Here is a 20,906-nt window from a genome sequence, read left to right as displayed (position 1 = left end):
ATTAATAAAACAAGAAAAGCATTTTGTAAATAGTAAAATCAGGTAGAGGTAAAGGTAAAGAGGATATTATGAAAAAGTATAGGTTGTTTTTAGCAGTTTGTATATTTGTGTTGTTGGTTGTATTATATGGAACAGCAAATGCTGCAATGCGAGGGCGGCCTAGAATAGTTGGTCATAATGCAGTAGCAGAGAATGGCTGGCCGTTGAGAGGAGATACAGCGCGGGTAGGAAAGTGGGTAATATCGGATAAAAAATTCTGGCAGGGTATGCGAGATCAATTCAACTATAATATTGGGAGAATATTTGTTTATAGAGATATGCGTAGTCCTACTGAATTCGGAGGAACAGGTCAGCCTGGAGATCTATGGTTAACTATTGATGAATGTATTGCCGAAATTGACAAACAAGTTCAATATGCAGAAGAACTTGGTATGTATGCACTTATTGAGTATGTACCTGTACCTACTGGAAAATATATGCACAGAGACGAACCATGGAAGACCGATTCACTTGAGTTCTGGGATAGAGTTGCACTTCGATATAAGGATAAAACCCATGTAATTTACGCATTGTCATCGGAGCCTGGTGGAGGATACAAGCCAGAATCTTATCTTTCGGATCCCGAGGGAGACGCTGGAGATGTAAAATGGCAAGAGGATGAATACCTAAGAGTTCGTGCAATAGCGCCTAATACGATGCTTAGCATGTGGGAATTTGCGGGGGCATATAGGGCATGTCCTGAATATATTTGTATGACTTATGTAGTAAACACATCAGTTGGTAAAATTGACTATAGTAATGCTTTTGTTGGATTTCATTTATACGGCATAATTGAAAAGGAAATAAAAGAATTGAGCGATAATTACCCAACTATGCCAACTGGAGGATGTAAGCTTAGTCCTGGTGATGATTCTCTTGATACTAAAATAGATATATGTTTACGCAATGGAGTGACTAGTTGGATTCTACTTAGTGGAACAGGACGACTGAATGATCCATTTGCTCCTATTGATGCTGCTCCTGTGATTGTAAGATGGTCCAAAGATCCATTAGCAGTTGATGGACCAACAACTCCCGACACCACACCGCCAATAATAACAATCACCTCACCCGCGAATAACGCAACAGTATCATCGTTCTTAACCGTAAGTGGCACAGCATATGACAATGTAGCATTAAGTAAAGTGGAGGTAAAGGTAGGCATAGGTGGGACATATACCGCAGCTAGTGGAGCATTATCACCATGGAATAAAACCGTAACATTAACAACAAGTGGTTCTAATGTAATATATGCCAGAGCGACAGATACCGCTACACCTGCTAATCAGAAAGAGACAACAGTAACAGTAACATACACTCCTGGCTTAAACAATTCACCCAACACACCAAACACGCCAACAGGAACTACAACTGGTAATATTGGTGTATCATATACTTACTCAACATCGGGAACAGACCCTGATGGTGACCAGGTGAAATATACATTTGATTGGGGAGATGGAACAACTAATGAAACTAATTTAGTTAATTCAGGTACCGGTGCGGGTTTATCACACAGTTGGACAGCAGCAGGAACATATCAAATAAAAACCAAAGCAACCGATAGCAAAGGTGCGGGTTCTGGCTGGAGCACTGCATTAAGTATAACAATAACACCTACATCAACCCAACATGCATATCATCCCGATAATACAAATTCAACAACACCGTGGCAGATATCTTCAGTTTTATTAAGTGCAACAACAATAGAGGCAGAGAACTATGACACAGGTGGTGAGGATGTAGCATATAATGATACAACACCAGGCAACAGTGGTAATGCATACAGGACAACTGAGAATGTAGATGTACAGGAATGCACTGATACCGGTGGTGGGTATAATATAGGGTGGACAAAACAAGGAGAGTGGCTGGAATACAGTGTAAATGTAAGTGAAGGTGGCGAATACCAAATAATATTGAGAACAGCCCGTGATCCTGCGGTCAACGATATAGTACATCTTGAATTCGTTCAGAACGGTGTAACTTATTTTGCAACACCATCAGTAAGTTTACCGGCAACAGGTGGTTGGCAGGTATGGAAAGATACAGAAGTCGTAAATTCAGTAATACTTCTCCCAGGTGACCAGATAATGAAGTTAGTATTTGATAATAGCCCGGCAACTGATTGTAGTAATATTAATTACATTAAAATAATAAAACTAACTCCCGATACAACACCACCGGAAGTAAGTGCGGTATCAACAACAAGCATAACCGGCAGTCAAGCAGTAGTAACCTGGACAACAAATGAACCTGCAAATAGTAAGGTGCAATACGGAACAACACTACCATATAGCAGTACAACAACATTAGCAAGTTTTGTAACCAGCCACAGTGTACCAATAACAGGTCTTACCGAAAAGACATTATATCATTACAGGATAATAACAACGGATATGAGTAATAATCCTACAACAACCGGTGACTACGTTTTTACAACAACAGCAAATGACCCTGATGCACCGCTAATAAGTAATGTCCATGCCGGCGTAACACAAGACAGTGCAGTGATAACATGGACCACTAATGAGCCATCAGATTCACAGGTAGCATACGGACTTACAACAGCAATGGGCAGTACAACTACATTAATCGCAACACTTGTCCCCGACCACAGTGTCCTCCTTAGCAATTTAGAGAAAGGTAAGACATATTATTATAAGGTTTATAGTAAAGATTCATCTGGTAACCTTGCGATATCAACACAGTATAGTTTCAAGACATCTAACCTACAACACAGAATATACACCTATTACTACGATAATTCAACGACACCTGCAAGTTTGAAGTTCTTGTTGCAGGTGTATAATGATGAGAACAGTTTAGCAACGGATTACAGTGGAACACTGACCATTAAGACAAAAGATTCTAATGGCACTGTAGTAGATTCAATAAATTCAACATTTATTGAGTCAGATTCAGGTGAGAAGAATGTTTCTATCCCGCTCAGTAAAGATATAAATACATTAGAATTGACCGGTGATACTACAACAACGATAATGATAAATTTTAGTGATTTGTATATATCAAAATTAGTTGGCAATAAGGGCGGAACAATAGAAGGAGTAGGCGGAATAAAGATAGTAGTGCCATCAGGAGTGGTATCCATAGGCAAGTATCTTGCAACAATCAAAACAAGTGTACCACCTGCAGTCCAAAACACAATGAGATATGTTAATACAGTTAATCCGATATGTTATGATTTTGGTGAGTTAACATTTGGAACTGGAAATGCACCGGTATTAGAAAACCAGGTATTTACACGTGCAGTAAACATAACTATACCATATACAGCAACGGACATAGGGACATTAAACGAGGATGGACTCAGAATCTACTACTGGACTGGCACAGATTGGGATTTGGTGACAGGAGTTCAGACAGTAGATAAGTCAAATAACACAGTAACTGCAAACGTCAGACATTTTTCAACATACCGTATATTGGGCAGTTACGTGTTTGCTGACATGAGTAATGTTAATGTGTATCCAAACCCGTATAATCCTGCCACGGCAGTAAGTGGTAAATTGAAGATAACCAATTTACCGATAAACAGCATTATGAAAATATATACTGTGACAGGTGAGAAAATCAGAGAGTTGAAAGAGATAGAGTATGGCAATCTTGGCTGGCTCGAGTGGGATGGCAAGAATGACGATGGTGACAAAGTAGGTAGAGCGGTATATATATATCAGATAGAAGACACTGCCGGTAATAAGAAGACCGGAAAAATAGGGCTTGTGAAATAAGAGAAGCATTATAGAGTTTATAGAGTTAAAAACCCGATAACCTTAAAACTCTATAACATACATTCACATTACTCATTACACAAAATTTAAAAGGGGAGGTTGTATTATGAAGTGGAAGAGTTTTTTTATGGTAGCAGTATTAATAATTGCAGGTATTGGTTTATTGGCAAATGTTTCTACAGCAGCAGTAATGTATGATGCTTTTGTGGAAAATTCTATGGTGAGTGTATTCCGTGACAAAGTATTTACCGGTAAAACTAAATCCATCGAACTATATGCAGCGAAAGACGAGTATGAACCTGCACAGATAATTATAATACCAAAAGGTAAAGAAGACTTGAAAGGTGTAAAGGTAGAATTTACAGATCTCAATGGTAAATTACCGGATAACACTACTGTTAAAATAAGCAAAACTAATTTTGAGTATCATAATGCGGCGTGGATAAACATAGATGCAGTAAAGTATAACCTTGACTTAAATGGTCCCCAAACACAATCGTTCCTAAATGCACGGCATCTTAAATCTTTAGATGAAGTTTATGGTTTTCGTCCTGACCCGTTAAAATCAGATAAAGTATTTGATGCACGTACTAATAAGAATAATACAGTCTGGCTTACTTTTTATGTACCTAAAGATACGGTCGCAGGAACATATACCGGGACAGTATCTATCATTCCAAAGAATGGTAAAAGAACAGACGTAAAGGTTTCTTTAAAAGTATGGGATTTTGTTTTAATAAAAGAATGTCCTGTTGAGTTAAACGCATGGGGAGACGATACGGTTGCTTCTAAAGTATTAGGGATAGATGAGTTTGAGTATAAAAAAATGATATCAAAACATATGATTAAACTTCATCGTGGCAATACATGTCTGGCATGGAATCCGCCATCTGAAGGTTCTTATGATACATTTGATAAACAGACAGAAGAACTTATGCATCTTGGCATGAATAAATTCTGGATTTTTATAGATATGCGGTATTTTTATCCTGAAGGCCCGCTTCGCACTAAGAACACCGACGAGCGCATGGGACCGGAACGGCAGGCAATACTTAAAAGAGTATATAACCATTTGAAGGAGAAAGGCTGGTTGGATAATTTTATGTTATTCACATGGGATGAACCTGATTTTACCAAAGCAGGCAATCTTGAGAAATGGCAGAAATCGCAGCAGGAGGTAAAAGATGCCGGATTTACAAATTATTTTACAGATTTTACCGGTCGTGCTTTAGGGTCTCTTAACCAGATGATAGGTTATCCCGGAATATGGTGTGCTCATCTTGGGCTGTGGGAAGGTGAGGCGACCGACTTTTTAATAGCAAGAAAGAAAGCAGGCGACAGAGTAGGCTGGTATTGGGGTGCGACATTAGTTGCTCCCGGATACATGCAGCATCATCTTTTAATAGAGCAAAGGACTATCTCCTGGCTTGCCTATAAATATGATATATCTTTATTTCCTATTTGGAATTATAACCAAAGTTGGAGAGGGTATGACTATGGCGAGCGGGACGGAGTGAAGACTTTTTGGAAAACCAACGACGAGTCATTCCCGGTAACCGGTTATACAAGAAATTATATTTTTCCCAATCCTACGCCGGACAAAAACAATCTGTTTCTAAGTTCAATCCGGGAAGAAGTTTTGCGTGATGGCAGGGAAGACAATTGTTATCTATATATGTTGGGACAATTAGTTGAGAAACACAAAAAAGCAGGAAACACACAACTTGCAAAAGAAGGAGAAGAGGTGATTACTAAAAGTCTTGAGATGGTTGCTCGAAATATGACAGATTATTCCACGACTCCTTCTGATATATATCAGGCAAAAAAAATGGTAGCTGAAGCTATTTTAAAGCTTTCAGATAAAAGATAGTGAAGGGTAGTCCGAAGTCCCTGCCCGCCGACGGTTTCTTGCCCGCCATAGATTTAGTGGCGGGGAAGCAAGCTCGTAGGTAAAGCAAGACTAATGAGGTTGCCGCGGTCGCGGAGTTTACACTGAGCGAAGCGAATGTGCTCCCTCGCTCTCACAATCGTTGTCAGATTTAATTGCAGAGTTTTACGAAAGTGAGGATATATATAAAACATAAACATGCAAACAAATTCAACCAGAAACAAAGTATTAAAAACATCAGTACCAATTAAAAGAATGGGTTCGGATTGTATTTATTGTTTACTTGGAGAAGGTGTCAGTTGTATGTTGTATTTTTGTAAAAAGAAATCTTTTCTTAATAAAAAAAGAGAAATCTGCGATGATGGTTTTAGAGGAAAATGCGATTATTATAGTTACAACACCTTCTCAATAGAGTAGATTGCAGGTAAATCTAAAATAAAATAACAGCTTGACAATTACATAACAGCGGTCGCATTACTATGCGACGGATTTTGATGTAGTTGCTTTTAGCAGATTGTAGAATACAAGAACATAAGAATGTGTTTTTTTTTATGCCTTCCGAGTGATATTTATTTTTAATAGTATAATTTTGCGTAAAAATGCAGTATATAAAACATTGTTATTTTCAATTCTTTGAGAAGAAATAGATTGTTTTATAAAAATATTTAATAGCGATTTTGCGTAAAAATAAATTATTGACAAAAAACCGGTAGTGTGTTATATATGTAGTAAAGAGTTAGTCCGAAGCCATTAGTCTGAGGTCGTGAAATAAGAGGCAGGAAACAAGAGTAAAAATATCTTGACAAAACAACAAAAATATATTATAAATAGCGTAGGAAAGGGCAAGTAATTAGAGAAGCAAAGTATTTCATATTGTTTACCCCGCTAACTGCGGGGTCATGTGCCCACGATTAACATCGGGGTTATGTTCTCGCTCGGTCCAGTAGGTCCGAACTCCGAGCATTAACTCAGTCGGTCCGGTAGGTCCGACTTCCGCGCAAAGAATCCGAAAAGGCTGCTCCCGAGAAATCGGGATGAGTTCGCAAAACCAAGGGCTAAGATAGTGAACGCCAACACAGGTTGCCGATAAGCGACAAACCACAAGCGTGTAAACCGCTTGTGGCTATCAAGCCAGCTAGGTTACCGAAAACAAAAGAAGTGGATTAGTGAATTAGTAAATTAGTGAATTAGGTTAAAAAACCCAATTAACTGATTGACTAATTTTCTAACGGACTTCTTTTTTTGTTTTATTGAGTCCCCTACTGGAGACCAATAAAACAATCCCGATAACATATTCAGTTATAAAAAAAATCGGGGTAATCAACTTTGAGTCCCCTACTGGAGACCAATAAAACAATCCCGAGTGGTAGGCGAGGGATCATCCATAAAACTAAATATTTATTCATATAAAATATAATAAAAAGGAAAAACAATGGGTAAATCTATTGAAAGTAAGTTAATAGAAAAATTAGTAATGACTTTAGTGTTGACACTGATAACGGTGTCTGTACATACTGCAACGGTAAATATAGATTACTCACAAACCAGGGGGAATCTACCACGATATCAAAAGTATACTACAACAGTAAGAAATACTCGGGGTCCTGTGGATACGCAGTTACTGAAAGACATTGATATGTCAGTAGAGAGAACATACTATTGGCCGAGTTTGATATGTAAAACAGAAGGTGACTACAACTGGAATTCTAATCAATATGGATTCATGGGCACCGATAATATTCTGGACAACATCATATCCCACGGTTCACAGCCATTAGTAACCATTGCTGATATTCCTTCATGGCTAACAGGCGAGACAGTATGGTATGGAAATGAACATCCCCCAAAGGATTATATTAAATGGGAGCAGCTGGTCAGGGATATTCTTACTCATCTCAAGGCGAAATATCCTAAAATTGTCTATGTTTCACTAATGAGTGAACCCACAGCAGAGTGGACCTGGTACAATGTTCTCTACCAACACACCGCTAATGCAGTCGTTGCGGTCAATGCCACTCTGCCTCCGGGTGTTGCTCCTATAAAATTGGGAGGCAACGGCCAATATTCTGACTATGCGATAGTTCCACTGTTCTTAGACTTCGTCAAGGACCACGGACTTAAGTTGGATTTTATTGATTATCATATCTACACCGATGATGCCAGTTACCTGGGACTCACCGCTAAAGACCCGAGAATCAGCGCTACAGTTACCAGGCAAATCAAATCGTGGCTGGACGAGAGAGGTATGAACGCCGAACTAATCATAACGGAATGGTGTACTTCAGGTAGGGACTACTTCGTAACAGGTTTCACTCCGGGAAATCTGAGTTTAGAGGCGTCTTGGAATGCATCAGGATGGTCTAGTCTCATGCAAACCGGTATCAACGTGATTCCTATGCAATTTGCAAACATGGACTACGCTCAGACACACGAGTCTATTATGGCGCCGGATAGAATAAAAACAGATGCCTTAAATACGACGACACTAATAACCACAGATGGGGTTGTGCTTCCTAAATACAACGTCTATAAGATGCTGAAGATGTCCAAGAACTATCTGGTCAGCGCGTCAAGTACAACCAATATATATTCCATTGCCAGCAAGGATAATTCGGGGGTCGCGTTAATGCTCTCTAATAATCAAAACGTTATGCAAACTGCGAGCATAAATCTCTCAAATCTTCCTTCCAGTTTTGGGACCGGGCCCATTCACTATGAGCGATATCTGGTGGATAATACCCACAGCAACTATGGTTACAACAATAACAATTTCCTTCTTGAAAAAGAGGAAGATAATTCCAGTGTTCCAGCTACTAACTCCTACAGTAAGAGTTTTGATATGGGACCGTATGCCACAACGCTGATAGTCATGACACCTACAGGTGGAACTCCTTATGTAACTGAAAAAATTGTTCCGACAGTAATAAACAATTTAGCAGTAACAAACAATTTTGCAACAAGTAGTTTAGGCAGTAGCAGTATAGTCCTAAGTTGGACAGCACCAAATCCTAATGATGATTATAGTACTACAGTGAGTGAATACGATATAAGATGTAGCAGTACTCTAAGTATAAGCGAGAGCAACTGGAAAGATGCACATTGTTTAGGTGGTCCTGTGCCAAAGGCAGCAGGTAACAATCAGACATATACCGTACAGGGTTTAGTTCCGGACACCAATTATTACTTTGCGATAAAGTCGTCAGATGCAGCAGGGAATTGTTCTGCGATATCTAATATTACCCCTGTTGTTAAAACTGCTGCTCTTACAACAAATATAGCATTAAATAAAACAGTAACAGTTTCTTCTACATACACGGATATATATTCAAATTATTCCGCGAATAGAGCAGTAGATGGTATTTTAACAACTCGTTGGGCATCACTGGGTAGTGATCCGCAATGGATATCTATAGATTTAGGCGCTACATATAATATAACTGAAATTGTATTAAAATGGGGAACAGATTGGTTTTGTACATATGCTAAAGATTATCTGATACAAGTATCAAATGATGGTTCAAACTGGCAAACAATATATACAAAGACAAGTGGTTCAGGCGGTATTGAAGATATAACATTAAATGGTAGTGGTAGATATGTAAGGATGTATGGTACAAAAAGAGGGGAGAATATCTCATATTGTTTATATTCCTTATGGGAATTTGAGATATATGGTAATTCAAATGCATCTGACCCTACCCCTCCTGCAATAACAATAACCTCACCGGCGAATAATTCAACGGTAACAGCATCGCTACTAACGGTAAGTGGTACAGCGTCAGACAATGTAGGGTTGAGTAAAGTAGAATTGAAAGTAGGAGCGGGTGGAACATACACTGCAGTTAATGGAACATTATCACCATGGAGTAATAGTGTTACATTGGCAAACGGTTCCAACGTAATATATGCCAAAGCGACTGATACATCCAATAATATAAAAGAGACAACAATAACAGTAACTTATACTATGCCACCCGACACAACACCACCCTCAGCGATAAACACATTAACGACAGGTGTTGCAACCAGTAATAGTGTGGTGTTAAGTTGGACTTCAGTCGGTAATGATGGTAATATAGGTACAGCAAGTGTGTATGATATTCGTTATGCAAATGTAAGTATAAATGAGAGTAATTGGGCAACAGCTACACAATGCAGTGGCGAACCGGTCCCACTGCCATCTGGAACACCACAGAGTTATACAGTCCAGAATTTAAGTGCAGGTATAACCTATTATTTTGCGATGAAGGTAAGAGATGATATGCTCACCAACTGGTCGGGAATATCCAATGTAGTAATCAAAGTAACACCACTTATAAAAATAATGCCCCTTGGAGATTCAATAACTGCCCGGAGCCCTAGTTATCGGACCACTTTATGGACATTACTAAATTCTGATCCTGTTCACCCGAATTATGATTTTGTCGGAAGTGCTACAACTGTCGGAGATACTTGTCCGGACCCAAATCATGAAGGACATAGTGGCATTAGAGTGCTTGGAATTGATACTGATATTGACACATGGTTAACGTGGAATCCTTCCGATATTATTTTACTGCACATTGGAACGAATGACGTGGGTAGTTATACAGGCGAACTACTCGCTGACACTACGAATAGACTTAGTGCTCTTATAGATAAAATCACGACAAAAGTACCCAATGCAAAAGTTTACGTAGCGTCAATTATTCCTATGACAAGTTATGATAATGCGCCATATCCACCCAAGACAACTACTGAATTATTTAATGAAGTTATTACATATAATGATGCAATTCCTGGGGTGGTAGCTTCAAAACAAAGCCAGGGCAAAAATGTTTATTTTGTTGATATGTATAATGAATCTAATATTATTCCTGCTACAGATCTTATTGATGGTTGCCATCCCAGCCAGTCTGGTTCCGATAAAATGGCTAATGTTTGGTTTAATCATCTTACAGAAATCCCGGGACCTACAATAACTGTAACCTACCCCAATGGTGGAGAAAGTTTAACAGTCGGAAGTCAGCAGACAATAACATGGACGAGTGGCGGGACAGTAGGGAATGTTAATATAGCTATCTCAACAAACAGCGGCACAAGCTGGGTAACGTATATAACCAACACTGCCAACGACGGCAGTCAACCGTTAAATATCCCAAATACACCAAGCACAACCTGCCGGATAAGGATACAGGAACTTGATGGTAGTCCAACAGACATGTCAGACAGTAATTTTACAATAACATCAATTCCTCCGACAGTAAGTATAAGTACAATTGTGGTTACAAATGGCAGTAATCCACCTGCGACATTAACAATAAAAGTAAATGCATCTGACACTGACGGAACTATCAGCAAAGTAGATTTTTACAGTAACGGTAATCCGTTATTACCGGCAGTTACAACTCCGGACAGTAATTCTCAGTATGCATATACATGGAACAATGTATCATCGGGCACTTACAGCATAACTGCAAAAGCAACCGATAATAGTAATGCAACCACGACAACGTCAGCATTGGTAGTAGTAATAACAAATAGTTCTGTTTCACAACAGCAGGCATATCCGAGTGGAGTAGCATGGTCAATAGGTTCAGGAACAACAACTATAGAGGCAGAAGATTATGATACAGTAACAAGTGGCACTGGTGAGGGCATAGCATATCATGATACAACCCCTGGCCAGGAGGATCATTCAAACATATTTAGGACAACCGAAGGTGTGGATATAGAAGTATGCAGTGATACAGGCGCTGGATACGATATAGGACATACAATACCCGGAGAATGGTTAGAATATAGTATTAATGTAAATCAGAGCGGCACATATAGAATAATATTAAGAACAGCCCGTGATACAACAGTTGACGATAGTGTTCATATTGAATTTGCCCAGAGTGATGTAAAATATCTTCAGACAGCTTCAGTAATCTTACCTGGAACAGGTAACTGGCAGGTATGGACAGATGCAGTAATCGCAACAAATGTAACACTTAATGCAGGTAACCAGATAATGAGGTTAGTGTTGGATCCTAGTGCGGCAGTTTATTGTAGTAATTTTAATTATATTAGTTTAATAAAATTAAATGCAGATACACCCAATACAGTAGAAACACCAACGATAAGCCCGGGAGCAGGGACATATGCAAGTTCTGTTACAGTAACCTTAGGTTGTGCAACCGGCGGAGCGACGATAAGATATACAACAAATGGAACAGACCCGACATCATCGTCATTGCTATATTCAGCACCATTTACATTAGCCCAGAGTGCGACAGTTCGAACACGTGCGTTTAAAACAGCAATGACCGATAGCTCAGTTAATAGCGTGGCATATATAGTAATACCACCCGTTTCACTACAACAGTCATATGGTAACAACGGTAATCCATGGCAGATAGGAATAGCAACAACAACGATAGAGATTGAGAATTATGACACGGTAACAAGTGGTTCTGCTGAAGGAAAAACATATTATGATACAACCCCCGGCAATTTAGGTGGTGCATACAGGACAAGTGAAGCAGTAGATATAGAGAATTGCACTGATACCGGTGGTGGTTACAATATTGGGTATGCAGTATCCGGTGAGTGGTTAGAATACAGTGTAAATGTGAGCGAGACTGCTGAATATAAAATAATAATAAGAGCATCAAATGGACAGGGGAGTATTGGAAATCCAATACACCTTGAATTTGGTGTTCATAATGCACAAGCAAATATTATAACACCACCGGTAAGCATACCTGATACGGGCGGGTGGAGTACGTGGACAGATATAGAAGTCTCATCTAATGTGTTGCTTATTTCCGGTAACCTGATAATGAAGTTAGTAATGGATTCCGGTAGTAAAGATTGGAACGGTAATTTTAATTATATCAGTATAATAAGACTAACTAACGACACTACACCGCCGGTAGTAAGTGCGGTGGCACCGGCAAACATATCCGGTAGCGGCGTAGTTCTAACCTGGACGACAAATGAACCTGCGAACAGCAAAATAGAATATGGTTTAACAACAAGTTATGGTAGTGCGACGCTGGTAGCAGATACCGGTGGAGTATATTCACACAGTGTTACATTAAACGGTCTTACTGAGAATACAGTCTATCATTACCGGATGGTGTCCGTAGATATGAATGGTAACACAACAACGACAGGTGATTACAGTTTTACAACAGGTGCGACTGATCCTAATCCGCCGGTAATAAGCAATGTACGTGCCAGTGTAACAATAAATGGTGCAGTTTTAATATGGACAACTGATGAGAACTCAGATTCGCAGGTAGGATATGGAACTACAACGGCAATGGGCATAACAACTTCATTAGATACAACACCAACAAGGTTACATAGCGTTTCAATTGGCGGATTACAGAAAGGCAAAACCTATTATTACAGGGTTTATAGCCGTGACCCATTTGGTAATCTTCAAACATCAGCACAATATAGTTTTACGACATATAACAACAACTTAAAACACCGGATATATACCTATTACTACGATGACGGGACAACAACAACAAAAGTAGGAGCATCAGCATCTGCGAGTTTAAAGTTTAAATTACAGGTATACAATGTAGATGAGAATAGTATTGCGACCGATTACACCGGCACACTAACACTAACAACCAAGAACAGTAAAAGCAGTGTTCTGGATACAACAGATTCAACATTAACAGAAGCGGATGCAGGTGAGAAGGAAGTTTCTGTTCCATTCCGTAGTGATATAGATACTGTAGAGCTGACCGGTGACACGACATCGCCTATAATTATAAATTTCAATGATATGTATATAGCAAAGTTAGTAGGCTACCAGGGTGGTTCAATACGGGGTGTTAACGGATTAAAGATACTGATACCTACAGGAATCCTATCGATGAACAAGTACCTTGCCTCAATAAAGACGAGTGCAGTTCCGTCGGTCCAAAATTCAATAAAATATATTAATACTGTCCATCCGATATGTTATGATTTTGGTGAGTTAACATTTAAAGAAAGTGCACCGGAATTAGAGGACCAGGTATTCACAAGAGCAGTAAATATAACAATACCATATACAACAGCAGATATAGGGACATTAAACGAAGACGGACTCAGGATTTATTATTGGACCGGAACAGATTGGGATTTGGTAACAGGTCTGCAGACAGTAGATAAAACAAACAACACAGTAACTGCAACCGTCAAACATTTTTCAACATACCGTATATTGGGTAGTTATTTATCTGCTGATATGAGCAATATAAAAGTATATCCAAACCCATATAATCCGGCAACAGCGGTTCTGGGTAAATTAAAAGTAATGAACTTGCCGGTAAACAGCATAATGAAATTGTATAATGTATCAGGAGGATTAGTTAGAGAATTGAAAGAGATAGATTTTGGCAATCTTGGCTGGCTCGAGTGGGATGGAAAGAATGCCGATGGTGATAAAGTAGGTAGAGGTATATATGTTTATCAGATAAATGACAGTGCCGGTAACAAGAAGACCGGGAAGATAGGACTAATCAAATAGTCCTTGCCCGCCATCGGTTTCTTGTCCGCCAAAGGTTCCCTGCCCGCCAAAGGTTCCCTGCCCGCCAAAGGTTCAGTGGCGGGAGTGGCGGGAGTGGCGGGAGTGGTGGGCGATGTCCAATGTCCAAAGTTAAAAAAATTGAAATTAATGATAGATATTAGATGACTATAAAATTGAGAGACTATGTAAAATCCTAATATCTTTATCTTAGTTTTTTTAATCGAATAATCTAAATAACAAATTCCGCATTAATTTCAGTATCCATTCATTAATTACATAATTACCTTAATGTAAAAACCACTTGACAAAATGCTGTTTTAGTGTTATACTAAATAGTAGGAAACCATATATTTTTTTGAATAAAACTTAAACCAAACAGTTAAGGTTAATTTATAGAAACTGTTTTGACGGTTTAAAAATTGTTTGTGACAATAAGATGGTAGAAAATACAGTATAATTGGTCATTGCGAGGGCGAAGCCCGTGGCAATCCCGAAGGTTGTGAGTGTAAGCGAAGTAATTTCAATAGATTGCTTCACAATATGTCTGTTCGCAATGACTACAAAGAATAGGTTAATTGGGGAGGGAGATTTTAAATGCCAAATGTAAAAATTTCTGAAATAGCAGAAAAAGCAAGGGTTTTACCGAGTACAATCAGGCATTACACCGATTTAGGGATTATTGAGGTATCGGAAAGAACAGAAGGCGGACAGCGTCTTTATGATGAAGAAAAAACGCTTACAGTTCTTGCTCAAATAAAACATCTTTCGCTTCGCGGGCTTACACTTACTCAAATAAAAGATACTTTAATCGGTGGTGTGAAAAAGCGGATGCTTATAATAGACGATGACCCTGACGTAGTAGATTTAATCAGGGCGATTTTAACTGATGAGCAATGGGAAGTTAAGCATGCACCGGACGGGTTTGAAGCAGGCAAACTGCTTGTTGATTATTTGCCTGATTTGATTACACTTGATTTAGTTATGCCGGGTATGGACGGGTTTAAAGTATGCCAGAATATAAGGAACGACCCGCGTACCAGTAAAATAAAAATAATTTCAATTACTGCATACGATACGCCGGAATATAGGAACAAGATTTTACAGGCAGGCGCCGACGGTTATCTGGCAAAACCTTTTACCCCCGAAGAACTTCGAGCAAAAATAAGAGAGGTTCTAGGGGAAGTGGAAGTGAAAAGATAGAGAGACTGACGTTAAAATGGTAAATACAAATACATTACCTAAATATAAAACAATAAGATTAAAAGATTACGACTATTCTTTGGATGGTTATTATTTTGTAACAATATGCACTAAAAACCGTAACCCATTATTTGTAGCCGCACCATCTAATGGTGCCAATAAGTTTGTAACCAATAAGTTTGTAGCTGCACCATCTAATGGTGCCAATAAATCATTAAAGGAAATTGTAAAAGAAAAACTAAATTTAATAAATAAATATTACCCTGGTGTTAAAATTGATTACAGTGTAGTTATGCTAAACCATATACACATAATATTTGTTTTAGAAGATTCAAAAATATCGTTAGCAAAAATTATAAATGCATTTAAATCATGGGTTACGAGAGATATTAAGAAAGGATTAGCATCGCAAGGCGATGCGGCTACAAAAGGCGATGTAGTTACGAGTATTTGGCAGCCGAACTATTATGAACATATAATAAGAAATGAAAAAGCATTAACAAAAATTAGAGAATATATTCAAAATAATCCGCTTGTAGATAATATTAATTTTGAACAATTTTATGAAAAAAAATAAATTATTTTATTTTACATATTTTTGTCTCAGCATTATATTGTTTATTTTTATATTTTCCACTAACATATACTCCGCCACCTGGACGGAGACTACAGCATCTGACTTTGGTGATGGGTATTTAGTTCAGGTAGATACATGGTCAGTCCCTACCAGTGTTCAGATAGCGTCTACTACAACTAATTGGTACGACATAAGATGGTCCTATCGTAAGGCGATAACAATAACTAACTCTACCGCTACATTAGTAAATTATCAGGTATGGATAGGTACAGGTACAGGTTCAAATCAGATAGATGCAATAGGCGCAGACCTTGACGCCAAATTACAGGATGATTATGACGATATAAGATTTACTGATAGCGATGGAAAGACATTATTTAATTATTGGATTAGTCCGTCAACAGCCACCAAGACAACTCCTACCGGATTTTGGATAAAGATATCCAGCATACCTGAGACTCCGGCAGCAAAAACGATATATTTTTATTATGGTAATACTTCAGCGGCAGGAGTATCATCATTTGATAGTACCATGCAGAAGATATCTACGGTTACGGTATTTAACTCGGGTGATAATCGTATTGCAGGTGTATGGCATTTTGATGAAGGCAGTGGAACAGCAAACGATTCATCTCCTAATGGTAATAACGGGACGATACATGAAGCAACTTGGGAAGGAAGTGAGGGTAGTCAATATGGCGGAACAAGCACCGCAACAATTAAGTCTTCAGGTAATTGTCTAAGATTTGACGGTTATAATGATTATATAGATTGTGGTAATAATGCAAGTTTGAATGTTGGAATTTCATTTACATTAACAGCATGGGTAAAACCCTCAAATACTCTCGCTTATCGTGCAATTTTAGGAAGAAGGACTGGTTACAGCAGTGGTTATGGGTATCTTATGGGTGCTGAGGTTGGTGGTGGATATCATATTAACATAGGTGGCGGCTCAAACCATTCTGCCGGCTACGCAAACAATGCTGCTCTTGTTACAGCAAATACTTGGCAAATGGTAACTATTACATATTCGAGTGGTTCTTTTGGTGGTGGCAGTTATGGTCAATATTTATATTATTACAATGGAAGTTGTTTTGACCATGAGGATAATACGGATCAGGTAGTTATTACTAGCTGCGTTTACTCAGGAACCGATAAATTAGCAATAGGCGATGGAGATGCAACTACCACTGGAACTCCTTTCTTAGGTCTTATAGACGAAGCAGCGATATATACAGCGAAATTATCTACTGGAGAGATAAAGGCAATATATTATCGTCAAATGTATGTGGCATCACCACCGACCGTTAGTGTAGGAAGTGAGCAAAATTTATACTATTCTACGGGTTCGTATGCATCTCATCGTGAGAATACGGGGTCTAATGTTACTCAAATAGATTCTGTTTCTTTCAGTTCAGCGGGAGTTATTGGCGGGACACTTAGTATGCAGGTTCGTGCATCCAATACAAGTTTCAACATAGGAGATGCAACACCCGTATGGGAAGATGTTTCTAATGGCGGCGACCCGACAGCAGTAGGTCAATATATTCAATACCGTTCAACATTTACGACATTAACATCCACAACCACACCTGTTTTATACGATGTCACTATAAATTATACCAGTGATACAACTGCACCTGCAGCAGTAACAAACTTAACATCTTTATATAATTATGGTGACCAGATAACACTCAGGTGGACTACACCCGGCGATAATGATGTTACAGGCACGCTTCAGGTTGGCAGCCAGTTTGACATACAATATTCTACATATGTGGTTTCATGGGCGACATATGCAGTAGTAGGTGCGACTAACGTATATATATCAACCAGCGGGGTAAATCCCGGTCAGTATTGTTATAAAACAATCGCAGGACTTATGGCAGGTACAAGCAGTTATTTTAGGATATGGACAGCAGATGATGTTTCAAATTGGTCAGCCGTATCCAATGCATGTACAGCATATCTGGCTTTATCTCCGATATCAGCCCCTGAATTGTATTATCCCTCAACAGCGGTTTGGACAAATGCAGATAAATTTGATTGGAGTAGTGTAACTAATGCTACTTCATATTACATGCAAATAGATGACGACATAAATTTTGGTTCGTTAAATTTCTCATATGAAGGTGTCCCATCATCTGCAATAGTAAGTGGTTTACAAGAAAATATCCAATACTATTGGCATGCAAAATCAAAAGATAGTAGTAGTAATTATAGTTCATGGAGTTCCACCCGTTCATTCAGGTTAGATACAACTCCTGCCGTGTTTAGTAACCCGCAGGTTAAATTAACCACAGGACCTTGGGTGGCAAATACGTCGACAGCATATGTAAACGTATCAACGCCGCAAATACAGATAAATGTTCAGGATGCGAATTATTCAGGATTGCGGGTAGGGCAGACTGAGACAATAGCGAGTAGCGGGTGTGTGTTCTTGATGCATTTGAATGGTAGTGCAACCGACTCTTCAGGGTATGGTTGTGATGGTACAGCAATAAATGGGGCTGCATGGGCAAATACTCCTACATGGAAGACAACCGGTGGTACTGAGGATATGTTATATTGTGATGGGACAGATGACGGTGTAATTTGTGGAACTAACACAATTATAGGTCTTGATAATGCATTCACAGTTTCCGCATGGGTGAAACAAGTAACGCGAAAAGATTGGCCGGCAATTGTTGCAATACCGAGATTTGGTGCTATTGCATCATTACACAGTATATTCTTAGGGACTAAATCTAACACAGGAGAACCGGATTTTTCAGCAGGAAGAATAGGGGTTATATCTGACGACATTGTGTATGGTCCGACTGCAATACCATTAGGAAAATGGACACACCTGGTAGGAACATTTGATGGTAGTTATTTGAAGTTATATAAAGATGGTGTGGTGTGTGGAACATCAACAATAAGCGGTACTTTATGTATCTCAACTTTTTCAGTGAGAATGGGACGAAGTTTGAGCGGTAATTATTTCAATGGTTATATAGATGAAGTTGGTATATGGAACAGAGCATTAAGTCCGGAAGAGATAGCGGTGATGTACAATTCCTGTGCGGTAAAGTATTCAACAACTGCATGGGTGAATGGTTATGGGATAATTACCTCAACATCAACAGAACCTTTAGTGCTTACAACAGGCAGTGATGGAACAACATCATTGCAATTTTCAACTGCAACCGCGATACCTCTTATACATAACTCATCCGCATTCGGTACTTTATCAAAAAACCAGGTACAGTTTTTAGCCCGTGACGAAGCAGGTAATCTTGCCGTATCTGATAGTTACACGATAAACGTAGATACAGTCCCACCGTCGGCAATAACCTCACTGACAGGACTTGCTAGTGGTAGTAATATAAATTTATATTGGGTATCACCCGGCACAGACGGAACAATAGATGCAATATCTAACGGTCAATTTTTGATACGGCGTGCTACATGGTCGGTTATTCCAAGTAATAGCAAATGGGGTTTTGGATATGAAACCACCCTGCCGCATGGAATAGCGGAAGAAGTCCGGATAGATACAGCCACGACCTCTTCACTACCACAATTATCGTATTGTGCAAATACATTTACAAATTTAACAAACGATACAACGCATTTTTTTAGGATATGGACAAGAGACATAGCGGGTAACTGGTCAAGTTTATCCAATGCTTGTACGGTATATATACAACCATCACCAACACTATACTGTCCGTCAACAGCGCCATGGACAAATGCAAATATCTGTGACTGGAGTGATATATCTGGAGCAATTGGATATTATTTAGAAATAGATGACGACATAAATTTTGGTTCGCCTGTGGGCGGTTTTGGAGATGTTACCCCGTCATCAGCAGTGATAACTTCTTTATCAGAAAATACACAGTACTATTGGCATGTAAAAACGAAATATAGTGCTAATAATTATGGTGCCTGGAGTTCCACCCGTTCATTCAAATTAGATACAACTCCTGCCGTATTTAGTAACCCGCAGGTGAAATTATCCACAGAAACTTGGGCGGCAAATACAGCATATGTAAACGTATCAACGCCGCAGATACAGGTAAGTGTTCAGGATGAGAATTATTCCGGGTTAATTGTAGGTAAAACAGAGTTGGTAGCGAGTAGTGGTTGTGTGTTATTGATGCATTTTAACGGGAATACTACAGATAGTTCAGGTTATGGTAATGACGGCACAATAACCGGAAATCCTGACTGGCAAGATATTTCTTCGTGGAAGACAGGAGCTAACACTGAAAGTACGTTATATTTTGATGGTTATAATAATGAATATGTTAATTGTGGTAAAGGATCGGGACTTAACGAAATAACGAACAGTATGTCAGTATCACTATGGGTAAAATGGATACGGCCCTTTTGGTCGTGCCAGCAAATAGCAATTGGAAGGACAAATGACTTTAGATTTGGTGCTGTAGCAAGCAGTTTAAATTGGGGTGTTTATGCATCATATGGTGGGGTTAATAAGTGGGCACCTGCCGCTGTTGTCTCGGTATCACAAAACGTATGGCATCATATGGTATATACATATGATGGTGCAACAGCAAAGATATATAAAGACGGACTCTTAGCAGCGCAGGGAAGTGCGTCCGGTGTTTTGAGTGTGACTAATAATTTATATATTGGCTTAATACAACCTGCAACGGATTATTTTGGAGGGTATATTGATGAAGTAGGTATTTGGAAACGTGCGTTAAGTCCGGAAGAGATAGCTGTGATGTATAATAGTTGTGCTGTAAAATACTCGACAAACGCATGGACAAATTCACAAATAATATTATCAACAACAACCGAACCGACAGTATTTACAACAGGCAGTGATGGAACAACATCATTGCAATTTTCAACTGCAACCGCGATACCTCTTATACATAACTCATCCGCATTCGGTACTTTATCAAAAAACCAGGTACAGTTTTTAGCCCGTGACGA

6 protein-coding genes and 1 riboswitch are annotated in these 20,906 nt (G+C 39.0%); all 6 genes read left to right on the top strand.

Annotated features, from left to right (window positions below; all coding sequences use genetic code 11):
* The first annotated feature begins 68 nt into the window (after nt 1-68).
* Entirely contained in the window at nt 69-3,791 is a 3,723-nt protein-coding gene (locus PHE88_10295) for a carbohydrate-binding protein (protein MDD5688207.1), read from the top strand.
* A 106-nt stretch (nt 3,792-3,897) separates the two neighbouring features.
* Complete coding sequence (locus tag PHE88_10290) at nt 3,898-5,661, top strand: hypothetical protein (GenBank protein MDD5688206.1); 1,764 nt, start codon at nt 3,898-3,900, stop codon at nt 5,659-5,661.
* Nucleotides 5,662-6,682: 1,021 nt separating this feature from the next.
* A riboswitch (cyclic di-GMP riboswitch) is annotated at nt 6,683-6,827 on the top strand.
* Between the two features lie 284 nt (nt 6,828-7,111).
* Entirely contained in the window at nt 7,112-14,179 is a 7,068-nt protein-coding gene (locus tag PHE88_10285) for a carbohydrate-binding protein (protein MDD5688205.1), read from the top strand.
* A 594-nt stretch (nt 14,180-14,773) separates the two neighbouring features.
* The gene (locus tag PHE88_10280; GenBank protein MDD5688204.1) at nt 14,774-15,379 is read left to right on the top strand and encodes a response regulator; all 606 of its coding nucleotides are present in this window, start codon (nt 14,774-14,776) and stop codon (nt 15,377-15,379) included.
* Nucleotides 15,380-15,395: 16 nt separating this feature from the next.
* A complete protein-coding gene (locus tag PHE88_10275) occupies nt 15,396-15,956 on the top strand; it encodes a transposase (protein ID MDD5688203.1) in 561 nt (186 codons plus the stop codon).
* Nucleotides 15,943-20,906 (top strand): DUF2341 domain-containing protein (locus PHE88_10270; protein MDD5688202.1); only part of this gene is annotated, 4,964 nt, incomplete at its 3' end. The genes PHE88_10275 and PHE88_10270, both read left to right, overlap by 14 nt.

It is taken from the genome of Elusimicrobiota bacterium, from assembly GCA_028718185.1.
In the GTDB taxonomy this organism is placed as follows: Bacteria; Elusimicrobiota; UBA8919; order UBA8919; family UBA8919; genus JAQUMH01.
The sequence above is the reverse complement of the archived record's forward strand: the minus strand, read 5'-3'. Positions and strand labels throughout refer to the sequence as shown.